The organism is Amycolatopsis solani, from assembly GCF_033441515.1.
Taxonomy (GTDB): Bacteria; Actinomycetota; Actinomycetes; order Mycobacteriales; family Pseudonocardiaceae; genus Amycolatopsis; species Amycolatopsis solani.
This window is the reverse complement of sequence record NZ_JAWQJT010000003.1, coordinates 1,629,859-1,643,861: the sequence shown is the minus strand read 5'-3', so window position 1 is coordinate 1,643,861 and position 14,003 is coordinate 1,629,859. Positions and strand designations below refer to the sequence as shown.

At 70.6% G+C, this 14,003-nt stretch carries 18 protein-coding genes; 6 read left to right on the top strand and 12 right to left on the bottom strand.

The features are described from left to right. Positions 1–35: 35 nt before the first annotated feature. The 5 genes from SD460_RS40300 to SD460_RS40280 all read right to left on the bottom strand — a co-directional run bounded on the left by SD460_RS40300 (position 36) and on the right by SD460_RS40280 (position 2,880). On the bottom strand, positions 36–620 hold the full coding sequence (locus tag SD460_RS40300; protein WP_438860535.1) for a TetR/AcrR family transcriptional regulator: 585 nt from the start codon (positions 618–620) through the stop codon (positions 36–38). Positions 621–697: 77 nt separating this feature from the next. Beyond that, complete coding sequence (gene pucL / locus SD460_RS40295; RefSeq protein WP_290049925.1) at positions 698–1,579, bottom strand: factor-independent urate hydroxylase; 882 nt, start codon at positions 1,577–1,579, stop codon at positions 698–700. A gap of 2 nt (positions 1,580–1,581) precedes the next feature. Beyond that, positions 1,582–1,899, bottom strand: coding sequence for a hydroxyisourate hydrolase (uraH, locus tag SD460_RS40290; protein ID WP_290049926.1), 318 nt, complete (start codon positions 1,897–1,899; stop codon positions 1,582–1,584). Continuing rightward, positions 1,896–2,348, bottom strand: a complete 453-nt coding sequence (gene uraD, locus SD460_RS40285) for a 2-oxo-4-hydroxy-4-carboxy-5-ureidoimidazoline decarboxylase (protein ID WP_290049928.1) — start codon at positions 2,346–2,348, stop codon at positions 1,896–1,898. The genes uraH and uraD overlap by 4 nt, the downstream gene beginning before the upstream one ends. 55 nt (positions 2,349–2,403) lie before the next feature. After that, positions 2,404–2,880 carry a helix-turn-helix domain-containing protein gene (locus tag SD460_RS40280; RefSeq protein WP_290049930.1) on the bottom strand — a complete coding sequence of 159 codons (477 nt, stop codon included), beginning with the start codon at positions 2,878–2,880 and terminating at the stop codon, positions 2,404–2,406. A gap of 129 nt (positions 2,881–3,009) precedes the next feature. Between SD460_RS40280 and allB the strand changes: the two genes are divergently transcribed. Both allB and alc read left to right on the top strand, forming a co-directional pair. Continuing rightward, positions 3,010–4,338: an allantoinase AllB gene (gene allB, locus SD460_RS40275; RefSeq protein WP_290049932.1), complete on the top strand. Its 1,329-nt coding sequence runs from the start codon at positions 3,010–3,012 to the stop codon at positions 4,336–4,338. Between the two features lies 1 nt (position 4,339). Then, positions 4,340–5,353: an allantoicase gene (gene alc / locus SD460_RS40270; RefSeq protein WP_318307688.1), complete on the top strand. Its 1,014-nt coding sequence runs from the start codon at positions 4,340–4,342 to the stop codon at positions 5,351–5,353. Here alc and SD460_RS40265 read toward each other — a convergent pair. From SD460_RS40265 to SD460_RS40245, 5 genes are all read right to left on the bottom strand, one after another. Then, positions 5,350–6,366, bottom strand: a complete 1,017-nt coding sequence (locus SD460_RS40265) for a restriction endonuclease (protein WP_318307532.1) — start codon at positions 6,364–6,366, stop codon at positions 5,350–5,352. The genes alc and SD460_RS40265 overlap by 4 nt on opposite strands. A gap of 9 nt (positions 6,367–6,375) precedes the next feature. Further along, positions 6,376–6,552, bottom strand: coding sequence for a hypothetical protein (locus SD460_RS40260; protein WP_290049936.1), 177 nt, complete (start codon positions 6,550–6,552; stop codon positions 6,376–6,378). A 76-nt stretch (positions 6,553–6,628) separates the two neighbouring features. Then, the gene (locus SD460_RS40255) at positions 6,629–7,387 is read right to left on the bottom strand and encodes an MBL fold metallo-hydrolase (RefSeq protein ID WP_290049938.1); all 759 of its coding nucleotides are present in this window, start codon (positions 7,385–7,387) and stop codon (positions 6,629–6,631) included. 34 nt (positions 7,388–7,421) lie between these two features. Further along, positions 7,422–7,898, bottom strand: a complete 477-nt coding sequence (locus SD460_RS40250; protein WP_290049940.1) for a CoA-binding protein — start codon at positions 7,896–7,898, stop codon at positions 7,422–7,424. Then, positions 7,895–9,181, bottom strand: a complete 1,287-nt coding sequence (locus SD460_RS40245) for an O-acetylhomoserine aminocarboxypropyltransferase/cysteine synthase family protein (RefSeq protein WP_290049942.1) — start codon at positions 9,179–9,181, stop codon at positions 7,895–7,897. The genes SD460_RS40250 and SD460_RS40245 overlap by 4 nt, the downstream gene beginning before the upstream one ends. Before the next feature lie 74 nt (positions 9,182–9,255). Here SD460_RS40245 and SD460_RS40240 point away from each other — a divergent pair, with 74 nt between their 5' ends. After that, the gene (locus SD460_RS40240) at positions 9,256–9,693 is read left to right on the top strand and encodes a VOC family protein (protein ID WP_290049945.1); all 438 of its coding nucleotides are present in this window, start codon (positions 9,256–9,258) and stop codon (positions 9,691–9,693) included. 77 nt (positions 9,694–9,770) lie between these two features. Next, the gene (locus SD460_RS40235; RefSeq protein ID WP_290049946.1) at positions 9,771–10,625 is read left to right on the top strand and encodes a sigma-70 family RNA polymerase sigma factor; all 855 of its coding nucleotides are present in this window, start codon (positions 9,771–9,773) and stop codon (positions 10,623–10,625) included. Here the strand turns inward: SD460_RS40235 and SD460_RS40230 are convergent. Continuing rightward, complete coding sequence (locus tag SD460_RS40230; RefSeq protein ID WP_290049948.1) at positions 10,615–11,244, bottom strand: (2Fe-2S)-binding protein; 630 nt, start codon at positions 11,242–11,244, stop codon at positions 10,615–10,617. The two genes, SD460_RS40235 and SD460_RS40230, sit on opposite strands and share 11 nt — an antisense overlap. A gap of 4 nt (positions 11,245–11,248) precedes the next feature. Beyond that, on the bottom strand, positions 11,249–12,103 hold the full coding sequence (locus SD460_RS40225; protein ID WP_354670592.1) for a putative RNA methyltransferase: 855 nt from the start codon (positions 12,101–12,103) through the stop codon (positions 11,249–11,251). Between the two features lie 173 nt (positions 12,104–12,276). Here SD460_RS40225 and SD460_RS40220 point away from each other — a divergent pair, with 173 nt between their 5' ends. Beyond that, positions 12,277–13,659, top strand: coding sequence for an ammonium transporter (locus tag SD460_RS40220; RefSeq protein ID WP_318307531.1), 1,383 nt, complete (start codon positions 12,277–12,279; stop codon positions 13,657–13,659). Beyond that, positions 13,656–13,994: a P-II family nitrogen regulator gene (locus SD460_RS40215; RefSeq protein WP_086677886.1), complete on the top strand. Its 339-nt coding sequence runs from the start codon at positions 13,656–13,658 to the stop codon at positions 13,992–13,994. Before SD460_RS40220 ends, SD460_RS40215 begins: the two co-directional genes overlap by 4 nt. Positions 13,995–14,003: the final 9 nt, after the last annotated feature.

Sequence of the window (14,003 nt, the reverse complement as noted above, 5' to 3'; positions counted from 1 at the left end):
AAGCGCCATGTTGAGTATTTTTGTTGGATTCCCGACTAAAGTTGTGGTGTTTCTTGCAGCAATCGGCGGGCAACGTCGACGGTCGCCGCTCCCGCGACGGCCATGGCTTCGGTGTCCCGGAGCGCACGGCAGAGCACGAACGCGCCCTCGAGGTTGTTGACGGCGGTGATCGTCAGCGTCCGGGCGGCTTCGGTGCCGATGCCGAACTTCGCGAACCGTTCGGTCCCGGCGTCGATCCAGGCCGTGAAGACCTCCGCGGTGGCCTGCCGCAGCGGCTCGTTGGTCGCGGCGACCTCCAGCGCGACGGTCGCGATCGGGCAGCCCTCGACGTAGTCGGTGGCTTCGAGCGTCGCGATCCCGGCGGCGAAGAAGGCCTCGACGCCGCTGATCAGATCGGGCGCGGGGGCGATGAAGAGGTCGAAGAGCTGGATGTAGGCGAGCCCGGAGGTGCGGATGACCTCGCTCCCGAGCTGCTCCTTGCCACCGGGGAAGAAGTGGTAGAGCGACCCGAAGGGCGCGTTCGCCTCCGTGACGATCTGCTTGAGCCCGGTGCCGGAGTAGCCGTTGCGCCGGAACAGTTCCGCGCCGGCGGCCATGATGCGTTCCTTGGTCCCTGCCACACCCTCATGATAGAGCGATCTATCAAGGTCGCTTTCACGTGAAAGCTACGCCCGTAGCTTGCACGTGAAAGCGACGGTCAGTGGATGTCCCAGGCCGGGCCGGGGTCCTCGGCGTCGTCGCGCAGGATGGTGCCCTCGATCAGGCCGTAGGGCCGGTCCGCGGCGTAGAAGACCTCGTTGTCGTTCTTCAGCCCGAACGGGCTCAGGTCGACGAGGAAGTGGTGCTTGTTCGGCAGCGACAGCCGTACTTCGGCGACCTCTTCGCGAGCCTCCAGCACCGCTGCCCCCATCGCATACAGCGTCTGCTGCAGCGAAAGGCTGTGCTTCGTCGCGAAGGTCTCCAGCATCAGGCGGCGGATCTCGCGGTGGCTCTCCGCCCAGTCGATGTCCTCGCCCTGGTAACGCCACTTCGCCGTGACGGCGGTGGCGAGGATCCGGTCGTCGGTTTCGGCGAGCGTCGTGTACTGGTCACGCGGGAAGCCGTGGAACTCCGAACCGGTGGACTTGAGCAGCGTCAGGCCGTCGATGCCGGACACGACCCACGCGCGGCCGCCCTGGACGGTCACCGCGGTGGTGCGCCGTTCGTCGCCCGAGCGGCTGAACGCGTGGTCGTGCGGCTCCCCGCCGACCGCGATCCGGTCCCAGTCGTGCTCGTCGACCTTGACGCGCGCGCCGGTGATGTTCTCCTGCGAGCCGGCGAAGTGGCGCGCCAGGCGCAGGCCGAAGTCCTCGATCTCGCCGACCGGCGCCTCCTTCGCGAAGGCGTACACGGTGTTCTTCTGCGTGTCGGTCGCGAGCACGCCGGCGTTGTCGCCGGTCAGGTGCGTCGCGGCCAGCTCGCCGCGCAGCGACGTCGACACGGTGAGATCCTTCAGGTGGTGCACGGCGCCGTCGCGGCGCACCGTGACCAGGCGGACCTCCGCCTTGCCGTACTGGTTGGGGCCCAGGGTGACGGCCACGGTCAGCTCCCTCGGTAGGTCGAATAGGCGAACGGGCTCAGCAGGAGCGGCACGTGGTGGTGCGCGGTGCCGTCGGAGATCCGGAAGGTCAGCGCGACCTCCGGGAAGAACGCGTCCGGGCCCAGGTAGGCGCCGGTGTCGAAGACCAGGCGGTAAACGCCGGGCTCGAGGCTTTCGGGACCGAGGTCGCGGATCCGGCCGTCGTCGTCGGTGCGCCCGTCGGCGATCGGCCCGCCCCCGGCGGTTTCGAAGCGGACGGCGATTCCCTTGGCGGGCCGCCCCTTCGCGGTGTCGAGGACGTGGGTGGTCACGAGGCTCACGCGGTCACCGCTTTCGCGAGTCGGAGTTCGGCGATCTTCAGCAGTTCGCGCCCGGCGACGGCGAGTTCGGTCGCGGGGTCGTTGCTCAAGCGCTCACGCAGGATCTTCAACAGCTCTTCGCCGCTGCGTCCGCTGGCGCAGACGAGGTAGACGTGCCCGAACTTGGCTTCGTACTCGGCGTTCGCGGCGGCGAACGCGTCGGCGTTGTCCACACCGGACTGTTCCGAGCGCGCCCAGCCGCCCGCCGGCTTCTCGCCGATCCTCGGGTGCGCGGTCATGGCCTGCCGGATCTCGTCGCTGCTCAGCGGCAAGTCCGCGGCGGCTTTGAGCGCCTCGACGTCGGCGTACGGCCGGTTTCCGGCGACCGCTTCCACCCACCGGGGCACGGCGAGGCACTCCGTCAGCAGCGGGCGGACGTCGTCGGTGGTGTTGAACTCGGTGAGCAGCACGGCCTGACCGTACGTCGAGCCCGGAGTTCCGTCAACATTTTGTTGAAAGCGCTGGTCAGTCCGCTTCCCGGTTGAGGTAGTTGTAGACCGTGAACCGCGTGACCCCCAGTGCGTCGGCCACCGACGAGACCGATTTCCGCAGGCCGAAGGCGCCGCGTTCGCGCAGCAGCCGGACCGCGCGCTGCTTGCCCGCGCGGTCGAGTTCGCCGAGCTTGGCGCCCAGTTCGCGTTCGACGTCGGCGATCAGCCGGGCGAGTGCGTCGTTGAGCTCGACGGCGGGCGCGCCCCGGTCGTCGTCGGCCCGGCGCAGCTGCAGCGTGACGCGGGTGGCGCCGCCCTCGAGCGCGGCCTTCGCGATGGCCGGGAGCGCGTCGTAGAGCTCCTTCGCCTCGCCCCTCGCCAGGGTGCCGAGCGGACCGAAGTCGGTCTCCAGTCCCGCTTCCGCGGCGGCGTCGCGCGCGGCGATCGCGTGTTCGGGCGGCGAGCCTTCGCCGTGGAAGGGTTCGCTGGTGAACTCCGCTTCAAGCCGCACGAGAATGACCGTAACGCGCGACGTCCGTCGTTGACGAGCGGCGCGCGCCGTGGTTACTGTCGTTGTGCGAAACCGTCTTTCCGTTCTGTGGAATCGATGGTGTTCATCCTCCCGGCGAAGGGCTTTCGGATGGATCTTGTGGTGCGCGCCGCCCGGGCCGTGACGGCCGAGGGCGAAGTCCCGGTGACGCTCGGCGTCGACGGCGGCCGGATCGTCGCGGCCGAACCCGGCGGCGCTTCGCTGTCCGGCGACCGCGTCCTCGACCTCGGCGACGACGTCGTGCTGCTGCCGGGATTCGTCGACACGCACGTCCACGTCAACGACCCCGGCCGCGCCGAGTGGGAGGGCTTCGAGACGGCCACCCGCGCGGCCGCCGCGGGCGGGGTGACCACGATCGTGGACATGCCGCTCAACAGCCTGCCGCCGACGGTCGACGTCGCCGCACTGGAGGTCAAGCGCAAGGCGGCGGCCGGCCGGGTGCACGTCGACGTCGGCTTCTGGGGCGGTGCGATCCCGGGCAACGTCACGGATCTGCGCGGGCTGCACGACGCCGGGGTGTTCGGGTTCAAGTGCTTCCTGCTGCACTCGGGCGTCGACGAGTTCCCGCCGCTCGACCCGGTCGGGCTCGACGAAGCGTTGCGGGAGCTGAGTTCCTTCGACGCGCTGATGATCGTCCACGCCGAAGACGCGCACGAGATCGGCTCGGCACCGGAACCGCACGGCGGTCGCTATGTCGACTTCCTGCACTCGCGGCCGCGGCAGGCGGAAAACCTCGCGATCACGCACGTGATCGAGGCGGCCCGGCGGAACTCCGCGCGGGCGCACATCCTGCACCTGTCCTCTTCGGACGCGCTGCCGCTGATCGCCTCGGCCCGCCGCGACGGCGTCGAGCTGACGGCGGAGACCTGCCCGCACTACCTGAGCTTCGTCGCCGAGGAGATCCGCGACGGCGCCACGCAGTTCAAGTGCTGCCCGCCGATCCGCGAGGCGGCCAACCGCGAGCAGCTCTGGCAGGGGCTCGCCGACGGCGTGATCGACACGATCGTCAGCGACCACTCGCCGTGCACGCCGGAGCTGAAACGCTTCGACAGCGGCGACTTCGGCGAGGCGTGGGGCGGGATTTCCAGCCTGCAGCTGGGCCTGCCGGCGATCTGGACGCAGGCGCGCCAGCGCGGGTTCGCGCTCACCGACGTCGTCCGCTGGATGGCCGAGCGCACGGCGGCGCAGGCCGGGATGCGCCGCAAGGGCCACCTCGCGGTGGGCTACGACGCCGACTTCTGCGTGTTCGCGCCGGACGAGGCGTTCGTGGTCGACGTCGCGAAACTGAAGCACCGCAACCCGGTGAGCGCCTACGACCGCCGTCCGCTGGCCGGCGTCGTGCGCTCGACGTGGCTGCGGGGCACCGAAATCACCGGCGACGCGCCGCACGGCGAGCTGCTGACCCGGGACAACTGCTGAACTGGAGGCTGTGGTGACCGACCGTCCTGAGTGGACAGAACTGCCCGACCTCGCGTCCCGGCGCTTCGGCGGGACCGTGATGTGGGCGACCGACGAGCTGTTCGCCGAGAAGGAGAACCTGGTCAACCCGTGGGTCCCGGCGCACCGCGCCGAGACGTTCGGCCCGAAGGGCCAGGTCTACGACGGCTGGGAAACCCGCCGCCACCGCGAACCGGGCGACGACCAGGCCGTGCTGCGGCTCGGCCTGGCGGGCACGGTCACCGGCGTCATCGTGGACACGGCGTTCTTCAAGGGCAACTACCCGCCGTTCGTCTCGGTGGAGGCGGCCTCGGTCCCGGGCTACCCGTCGGCGGCGGAGCTGCAGTCGGCGGACTGGGACGTCCTGGTCGACCGCGCCCCGGCTTCAGGGCACACGGAGAACTTTTACGCGGTCAACGGCTCACGCCGCTACACGCACGTGCGCCTGACCCAGCACCCGGACGGCGGCGTCGCCCGCTTGCGCGTCCACGGTCTCCCGATCCCGGACCCGGACCTGCTGGACCTCGACGCGCTCGACCTGGCGGCGCTGGAGAACGGCGCGGTGGTCACCGGCTGCAGCAACAAGTTCTATTCGTCCCCGAACAACCTGCTGTCCCCGGGCCTGGCGGCCCACCAGGCAGAAGGCTGGGAAACGGCCCGCCGCCGCGACGACGGCAACGACTGGGTGACGCTGCGCCTGGCCGGCGCGGGCCACATCCGCTTCGCGGAGCTGGACACGAGCAACCTGAAGGGCAACGCCCCGGGCTGGGCCTCGGTGAGCGGCCGCGACACGTACGGCGAGTGGGTCGCCTTGCTCCCGAAGACCCGCCTGCAACCGGACACCCGCCACCGCTTCGCCCTCCCGGACGGCCCGGAGGTGACGGAGGCCCGCCTGGACATCTACCCGGACGGCGGCCTCGCCCGGCTGAGGCTCTTCGGCCGGCTCACGGAGGCGGGCCGCACGAACCTCAAGGCCCGGTTCGCGAAGACGCGCTAGCTCATGCTGCGGTCGACGATGTAGACGGGCCGCAGGGGAAGCACGCGCTTGTATTCGAGGCTGAACTCGTCGTAGTGCTCGAAGATCAGCTTGACCAGCTGGCGTCCGTTGATCAGGCGGAGGTTCTGCCGGTGCCGTTCTTCGTGCTGCGCGTCCGCGGAGTAGCTGCCGAGGGTCACGAACAGCCCGAGTTCCGACCCACCGGCGGCGAGCGTCCCGGTCAGCTGCTGCACCTCGGGCCGGCCGATCGGCGAGGTCGTGCGTTTGCACTGCACCTTGACGATCGGCGGCTCCAGCAGAAGCGGGTCGTGCGAGGCGAGGATGTCGTAGCCGCCGTCCCGCGAAGGACTCGTGACCTCCGTCCGGTACCCCATGGCGCCGAGCAGGTGGGCTACGAAGTGCTCGAAATCGATCCCTTCGAGCTTGGTCATCAGGGTTTCGATGATGAAGTCGCGGGTGTAGTTCTCGATCCGTTCTGGATCAGGCTGATCCGCGGCTTCATCCGCGGCGGCTTCGGGTTCGGCTTCGACCGTGGACGGGGCAGGCGGCGTTCCGTCGAGAAAGTCGAGGAACTCCTGCTTGTGCTGCTTGACCTGGAAGACGGTCACCGCCGAGCCGATTTCATAGCGCGCGCTCTGTGAAAAAGTCGTGCGAGGCACGCCGGTCCGCAGCCAGGTGACCCGTCGCCGGTTGGCGTGGGTGGGAGCGTCCTTTTCGAAGTAGTAGTCACCCGTGATGCGGCCGATGCTGATCGTGCTATCCGGTTTGTACGGGTAGATCACGATGTCCCCGGGCCGCATCCGGTGCCGGAACGAGAGCAGCGTGCCGGCGGTGACCGGGATGGCACCTGGCTTGAGGAACGGGCGATGCCGGGCGACCCGTTCCTTCGCGTCCTCGCGGTCGTCCTTGAGATCGGTGAGGTCGCCCAGGTCGTCCCAGCCGATCGACACGAATCCGTTCGCGACCAGATCCAGCTGCGGCTGGTCGTTGTGGACACCCCAGATCGTCGTCATGGGGTCACGCTAGCTGTTCGCCCCCGGCCGGTTGAGGTAAGCCGAAGCCAGCGACAGGACGCAGGCGCAGCCCACGATCGCGCTGACCCACCACGGCAGGCCGGTCACGATGCTCCAGACGAAGCCCGCCGCCGCCAGGAGGGCGACGAGGAGGTTGCGGAACTGGAGCGGGGTCGGTTTGGCCATGCCGCCAGCCTCTCACGGCCCGCCGCCGGGCCCGTGCTCACCCGGGTCGTGAGTGTTTAGGAGGGTTCTAACCCTCCTAAACACTCACGACCTCGTACGGACGTCCGGGTTCGAGGAGCACCAGCCGATCGGCCAGGCCGGCCGCCTCGAACGCCGTCCGCAGCGCCTCCGGGCCTTCGCTGAAGTGCTGCCAGCCGCGGAAGTGCAGCGGAACGACCTTCGCCGCGCCCAGCACCTTCGCGGCTTCGACGGCGTTCTCGCTGGTCAGCGTCAGGGGAGCGCCATCGAAGAGCGCCGTCCGGGCGGCGCCGGCGAACAGCACCGCGATGTCGACGCGGAACCGCGCGGCGATCTCGCGCACGACGTCGACCGACGCGTTGTCCCCGCTGACGTACACGGTCGGGAGGTCGTCGCCGGTCAGCACGAACCCGGTCACGTCGCCGGTGAGCCGCGAAGCACCTTCGGGTCCGTGCCGGGCCGGGACGGCGGTGACGGTCAGCGGCCCGACGCGCGTCTCCTCCCACGGCGCCAGGCCCTTCGCGGTCCCGCCGAGCCGCGCGGCGCCGCTGGGCGTGATCAGTGTCAGCGGCACCGTGGCGAGGTACGCGCGGCCGCGGTCGTCGAGGTTGTCGGGGTGCTGGTCGTGGGACAGCAGCACGGCGTCCACCACGCCGACCGCGTCCTCGGTCAGCACCGAGTCCTCGGTCTTGACCAGTACGCGCTCGCCGACGGGGTGGTCGCCGGGCGCGTCGAAGGTCGGGTCGGTGAGCAGCCGCACGCCGCCCAGTTCCAGCAGGGCGGTCGGGCCGCCGGACAACGTGATCCCCAAGGTCATGCCTGGGCCAACAGCGGGAGCGCCCGGTCTCTTCCTAGGGCGCCGACTGCCGCCGCGAGCTGATCACGCCGGTGTTGAAGCCGGCCAGGTGCAGCCCGCCGGCGAAACGCGCGTGCTCGATCTTCACGCACCGGTTCATCACGACGTCGAGCCCGGCTTCCCGCGCCCGGTCGGCCGCCGGCTCGTGCCACAACCCGAGTTGCAGCCACAGCGTCCGCGCGCCGGCGTCGACGACCTCTTCGGCCACCTGCGGCAGGTCGTCGTGCTTGCGGAACACGCTGATCAGGTCGAGCTCGCCCGGCACGTCCTTGAGCGACGCGTACACCGGCTTCCCGAGCAGCGTGTCCAGCCGCGGGTTGACGAAGTTGACCTCGTACCGCGTCGAGGAGAGCAGATAAGTCGCCACGAAGTAGCTGGGCCGCGCCGGGTTGGCGGACGCGCCGACGATCGTGACCGACTTCGTCCGGTTCAGGATCGCGCGCCGCTCGACGGCGCCGACGTCGTACGTCATCCGGCCACCGCCTTGCCGAGCGCCTGGTCCAGGTCCCAGACGAGGTCGTCGACGTCCTCCAGGCCGATCGACAGCCGGATCAGGTCCGGCCCGACGCCCGCGGCGGCGAGCTGTTCCTCCGACAGCTGCGCGTGCGTGGTCGACGCCGGGTGGATGACGAGCGACCGCGCGTCCCCGACGTTCGCCAGGTGCGACAGCAGCTCGACCGACTCGACGAACTTCTCGCCGGCCGCGCGGCCGCCGTCGATGCCGAAGGAGAACACCGCGCCCGGCCCGGCGGGCAGGTACTTCTTCGCCAGCTCGTGGTGCGGGTGCGACGGCAGCCCGGCGTAGGACACCCACGCGACGCGCGGGTCGGCTTCGAGGTGCTCGGCGATCGCGCGGGCGTTGGCCACGTGCGCGTCCATCCGCTGCGGCAGCGTCTCGATCCCTTGCAGCAGCAGGAAAGCCGAGTGCGGCGACAGCACCGCGCCGATGTCCCGTAGCTGCTCGGCGCGCAACCGGGTGCAGAAGGCGTACTCGCCGAAGTTCTCCCAGTACTTCAGGCCGCCGTAGCTCTCGACGGTCTCGGTCATCCGCGGGAACTTCCCGTTGCCCCAGTCGAACTTCCCGGATTCGACGACGATCCCGCCGAGCGTCGTCCCGTGGCCGCCGAGGAACTTCGTCGCCGAGTGCAGCACGATGTCGGCCCCGTGCTCGATCGGCCGGCACAGGTACGGCGTCGCCAGCGTGGCGTCGACGACCAGCGGGATGTCGTGCGCGTGCGCGAGGTCGGCCAGCGCGGCGAGGTCGGCGATGCCACCCCCGGGGTTGCCGATGACCTCGGTGTAGAGCAGCCGGGTCCGCTCGGTGATCGCGGCGGCGTAGTCGTCGATCCCGCCGCTGACGAACGTCGTCTCGACGCCGAAGCGCCGGAGCGTCCCGGTGAGCTGGGTGACGGTCCCGCCGTAGAGCCCGCTGGCGGACACGATGTGATCGCCGGCCTCGGCGAGCGCGCTGAAGGTGAGGAACTCGGCCGCCTGCCCGCTCGCGGTGGCGACCCCGCCGATGGCCCCTTCGAGACTGGCCACCCGCTCCTCGAACGCGGCCACGGTCGGGTTCCCGATCCGGCTGTAGACGTTCCCGTACTTCTGCAGCGCGAACAGGTTGGCGGCATCGGCCGCGTCCTCGAAGACGAAACTGGTGGTCTGGTAGATCGGCACGGCCCGCGCCCCGGTCGCCGGATCGGGGGTGCCGCCGGCGTGCAGGGCACGGGTGCGGAAGCCCCAGGTGCGTTCACTCATCGGTGCCCACCGTAATCGCAGGTTCGGCCGGTCGGTCAAGTTTCCCGCCGCGTGGGCGAGGCTACCCTTCGACCGTGACGGTGCGCTGGAGCCTGACGATCGACTGCGCGGAACCCCGCGAGCTGGCGAAGTTCTGGGCGGTGGCCCTCGGCTACATCGAACGCCCGCCCCCACCGGGGTTCGCGAGCTGGGAAACCTGGTTCCAGCAGCAGGGCGTACCCGAGGCGGAGTGGGACGACGGCGCCTACCTGAGCGACCCCGAGGGCGTCCTGCCGAACCTGAGCTTCCTCAAGGTCCCGGAGGGCAAGACGGCGAAGAACCGCCTCCACCTGGACATCCAGGCCGGCGGGAGCCGTGACGTGCCCTGGGAGACGCGCTGGGAGCGGGTCGTCGAAGCGATCGCCCGGCTCACCGCGGCCGGCGCGACGGTGCTGCGGGAGCACACCCTCGACGGCCACCCCGATCACGCCGTGATGGCGGACCCGGAGGGCAACGAGTTCTGCGTGCTGTGACCGGGGCCACGCGCAAACCGGTCACATCGTCCTCTCACCCGGGGTCTACTCCTATGACCCCGGGTGAGAGGACCAGAGTGGACGCGCTGACCGAGCGGTTCGAGCGGGAGCGGCCGCGGTTGCGCGCGGCCGCCTACCGGATGCTGGGTTCGGCGGCCGAAGCCGACGACGCCGTCCAGGAGGCCTGGCTGCGGTTCCACCGCACCGATGCCGCCGAGATCGACAACGTCCCCGCGTGGCTGACGACCGTGGTCGCGCGGGTGTGCCTGTCGGCGCTGCGGGCGCGGCGCACCCACCCCGAAGAGGCCCTCGACGGGCAGCCCGAGCCCGACGACGAGCGCCGCGATCCCGCGCAGGAGGCCGAGCTGGCGGACGAGGTCGGGCTGGCGCTGCTGGTCGTCCTCGACGCGCTGGGCCCGGCCGAGCGGGTCGCGTTCGTGCTGCACGACATGTTCGCGGTGCCGTTCGACGAGATCGCGCCGATGCTCGGCAAGACGCCGGAGGCGACCCGGCAGCTCGCGAGCCGCGCCCGGCGCCGCGTCAAAGGCGGGACGGCCACCGAGGATCTGCCCCGGCGGCGCAAGGTCGTCGAAGCGTTCCTGGCGGCGTCCCGCGGCGGGGACTTCGAGGCGCTGCTCGCCCTCCTCGACCCGGACGTCGTCCTGCGCGCCGACCGGTTCGTCGGCCCGAGCCCGGCGCCGATCGTGCTGCGCGGGGTCGAGAGCGTCCGCCGCGGCGCGATCCTCGCCTCCGAACGAGCTCGCGCGAGCGAACTGGTCCTCGTCGACGGCGGGCCCGGCCTGCTCATGGTCCGCGACGGGCGGCCGGCGGTGGTGCTGGCGTTCCGCGTCGCGGACGACCGGATCACCGGCATCGAGGTCATCGCCGACCCGGACCGGCTGGCGGAGCTCGAGCTGGCCGTCAGCGACTGAGCGCGGCCCGGAGCCGGGCTTCGCGCTCGGCGGGCGTCTGACGCGGGCAGCTCACGCACTTGGGGTTGCCCACCTCGTAGATCAGGCAGCACGACGCCCGCCGCACGGCGGGGGTGCGCCCGACGTGCACGAACCGCGGCTTCGGCAGGTCGAGCCCGATCGCGGCCACCAGCGGTTCGGCCAGGCTGATCGCCCGCGCAGGATCGGGCGTCCACAGCAGCCGGTTCCCGATCGAGTCGGTGGCGATCGCCCCCAGCGCGCGCTCCCGGGCCCCGCTGACGGCCGCGATGGTGCCGATCGCGGTGCCGAGCGCGACCTTGAACGCCGCGCCCAGCTCGGGCAGCCCGCCGTCGAGCGCACGCGTGGACCGCGCGCCGAGAAAGCGGCCGTCGGCCACCAGGTCGATCTCGACGGCGTCCAGCGACGGGTCCACCAGCCGCCCGGCGACCAGGCCTTCCACCGCCGGCGCCACCAGCACCGACGAGAGCGAGTACCACCAGATCGTGCCCAGCACCTCCGGCCGCGCGCACCCGTAGAGCTTCGCCGCGCCGCCGATGCGGGCCCGGACCCACTCCGCGTCCGCGAGCCGGGTCGCGGACGCGGTCCAGTCGGGCTTCACCCCTTCACCCTCCCAGACGCCGGTACGTCGACACCGTGAAGGACGTCGTCACGACCTGCGGCTCGCTCAGCGCGTCCAGGCGCGCGCGACGGTCGCCGCGGTCGAGGTGGAACGCCGCGGGACCCATCCCGACCACCTGCCGCACCTGCACCGGCGACAGCTCGACCTCCTGACGGACCTCCGTGCGGCCCGTCCGCGCGAAGAACTCGCCGAGGGTGCCGTCCAGGCGTTCGTCCTTGCGCTCGTCCACCGCGAGCACCAGGTCGCCCAGCTCGCGCAGGTGGTCCGGGGCCGGGGCGGCCACGACCAGCAGGCCGCCGGGGCGCAGGACGCGGTGGAACTCCGGCCCGTTGCGCGGCGCGAAGACGTTCAGCACGACCGACGCCACCTCGTCGCCCACCGGCCACGGCTCCCACAGGTTCCACACCGCCGCGCCCAGCCGCGGGTGGGCGCGGGCGGCCCGCTTCAGGGCCACCGCCGAGACGTCCAGCGCGAGGCCGAACGCCCCCGACGCGTCCAGCACTCGCGCCAGGTAGTGGCCGGTGCCCGCGCCCGCGTCGATGACGAGGTCGTCGGCCTCGGCGCACGCCCGCGCCAGCTCGTCGGCGAGCCCGCCGTAGGCGCCCGACGCGAGGAAGTCCGCGCGCGCCGCGACCATCTCCGCGGTGTCCGCGGTCCCCGCTGGGATTCGCGCGTGCAACAAGTTCACGTAACCCTGTCGCGCTAGATCGAAAGAGTGGCGGTTCCCGCAACGCAGCGTGCGATCGGCTAGTCCGATCGGGTCGCCGCACACCGAACACCGCAACGCCTCGACGACCCGGGGTGGCAGTGGGTCATTCCCGTGGCCGCTCGCGCTCATGGGGATATTCGACCACGGCGTAAAGCAACCGGACACTTCAGCACAGGTCTCCGGAAACCTGCCCGTAACAACCCCGCGCGGACAGTTCACGCGGGTGAAACCTCACGCGCCGCCTCGTGAAACACCGCGAGCCAAAACTGCCAACGCACCAACCCAGGGCACGGGAGGACGATGTGCTGAACGCAGGAGACACCGCATGGGTATTGGCCAGCGCCGCGCTGGTCATGCTCATGACCCCAGGACTGGCGTTCTTCTATGGCGGCATGGTCCGCGCGAAGAGCGTCTTGAACATGCTGATGATGAACTTCATCGCGCTGGCCGTCGTGGGGGTGCTGTGGGCCCTGTACGGCTTCTCGATGTCCTTCGGCGACGACGCCTTCGGCGGTTTGCTCGGTAACTTCCACTTCGCCGGCCTCGAGAACACCTTCGGCAAGCTCGCCGGGTTCGCAACGGCCGCCACCGACACCAGCCCCGCCGTCGCGTGGCCGGGCTCCGACGGCCTGCCGATCCTCGCGTTCGTCATGTTCCAGCTGATGTTCGCGATCATCACCCCCGCGCTGATCTCCGGCGCCATCGCCGACCGCGCGAAGTTCTGGGGCTGGACGCTGTTCGTCATCGTCTGGGTGACGATCGTGTACTTCCCGGTCGCCCACTGGGTGTTCTCCTTCAACGGCTTCGTCGGCGAGAACTCGGTCGGCGGCTGGATCGCCAACAACCTCAAGGCACTCGACTTCGCCGGTGGTACCGCGGTCCACATCAACGCCGGTGCCGCGGGCCTCGCCCTCGCCATCGTGCTCGGCAAGCGCAAGGGCTGGCCGAAGGACACCGGCCGTCCGCACAACGTGCCGTTCGTGCTGCTCGGCGCGAGCCTGCTGTGGTTCGGCTGGTACGGCTTCAACGCCGGTTCGGCGCTGGCCGCCAACGACCTCGCCGCCGTCGCGTTCACCAACACCACCGTCGCCACCGCCGCCGCCGTCCTCGGCTGGCTGATCGTGGAGCAGCTGAAGTTCGGCAAGCCGACCACGCTCGGCGCGGCGTCCGGCGCGGTCGCCGGCCTGGTCGCCATCACCCCGGCGTGCGGGTTCGTGAGCCCGCTCGGCGCCATCGCGATCGGCGTCATCGCCGGTGTGCTGTGCGCGCTCGCCATCTCCCTCAAGTTCAAGTTCGGCTTCGACGACTCGCTCGACGTCGTGGGCGTCCACCTGGTCGGCGGCATCGTCGGCACGCTGCTGATCGGCTTCTTCGGCACCACCAGCGTGAACTCGCTCGGTGCGGACGGGCTCTTCTACGGCGGCGGGTTCACCCAGCTGGGCCGCCAGGCGCTGGCCGCCGGCGCGGTGCTCGCGTACTCCTTCGTGCTGTCCTTCATCATCGGCTTCGTGATCAAGAAGGCCGGCGGCTTCCGCGTCAGCACCGAGGACGAGGTCAGCGGCATCGACGAGGCCCAGCACGCGGAGAGCGCGTACGACTTCACCGGGTTGTCCGGCGGTGGCGCTCCGTCCATCCTGCCGGTCAAGACGGCCCCGGCTGCGAAACTCGAGGAGAGCAAGGCATGAAGCTCATCACGGCGATTGTGAAGCCGTTCACGCTGGACGACGTTCGCTCCGCGCTGGAGCAGCTGGGCGTGCTGGGCATGACGGTCAGCGAGGTCCAGGGCTACGGCCGCCAGAAGGGCCACACCGAGGTCTACCGCGGTGCGGAGTACTCGGTGGACTTCGTGGCCAAGCTGAAGATCGAGGTCGTCACCGACGACACCAACGTGGAGAAGGTCCTCGAGGCCATCACCACGGCCGCGCACACCGGCAAGATCGGCGACGGCAAGGTGTGGGTGACCCCGGTCGAGACGGTCATCCGGGTACGGACCGGCGAGCGCGGCACGGACGCTCTATAGGCGTCTGGG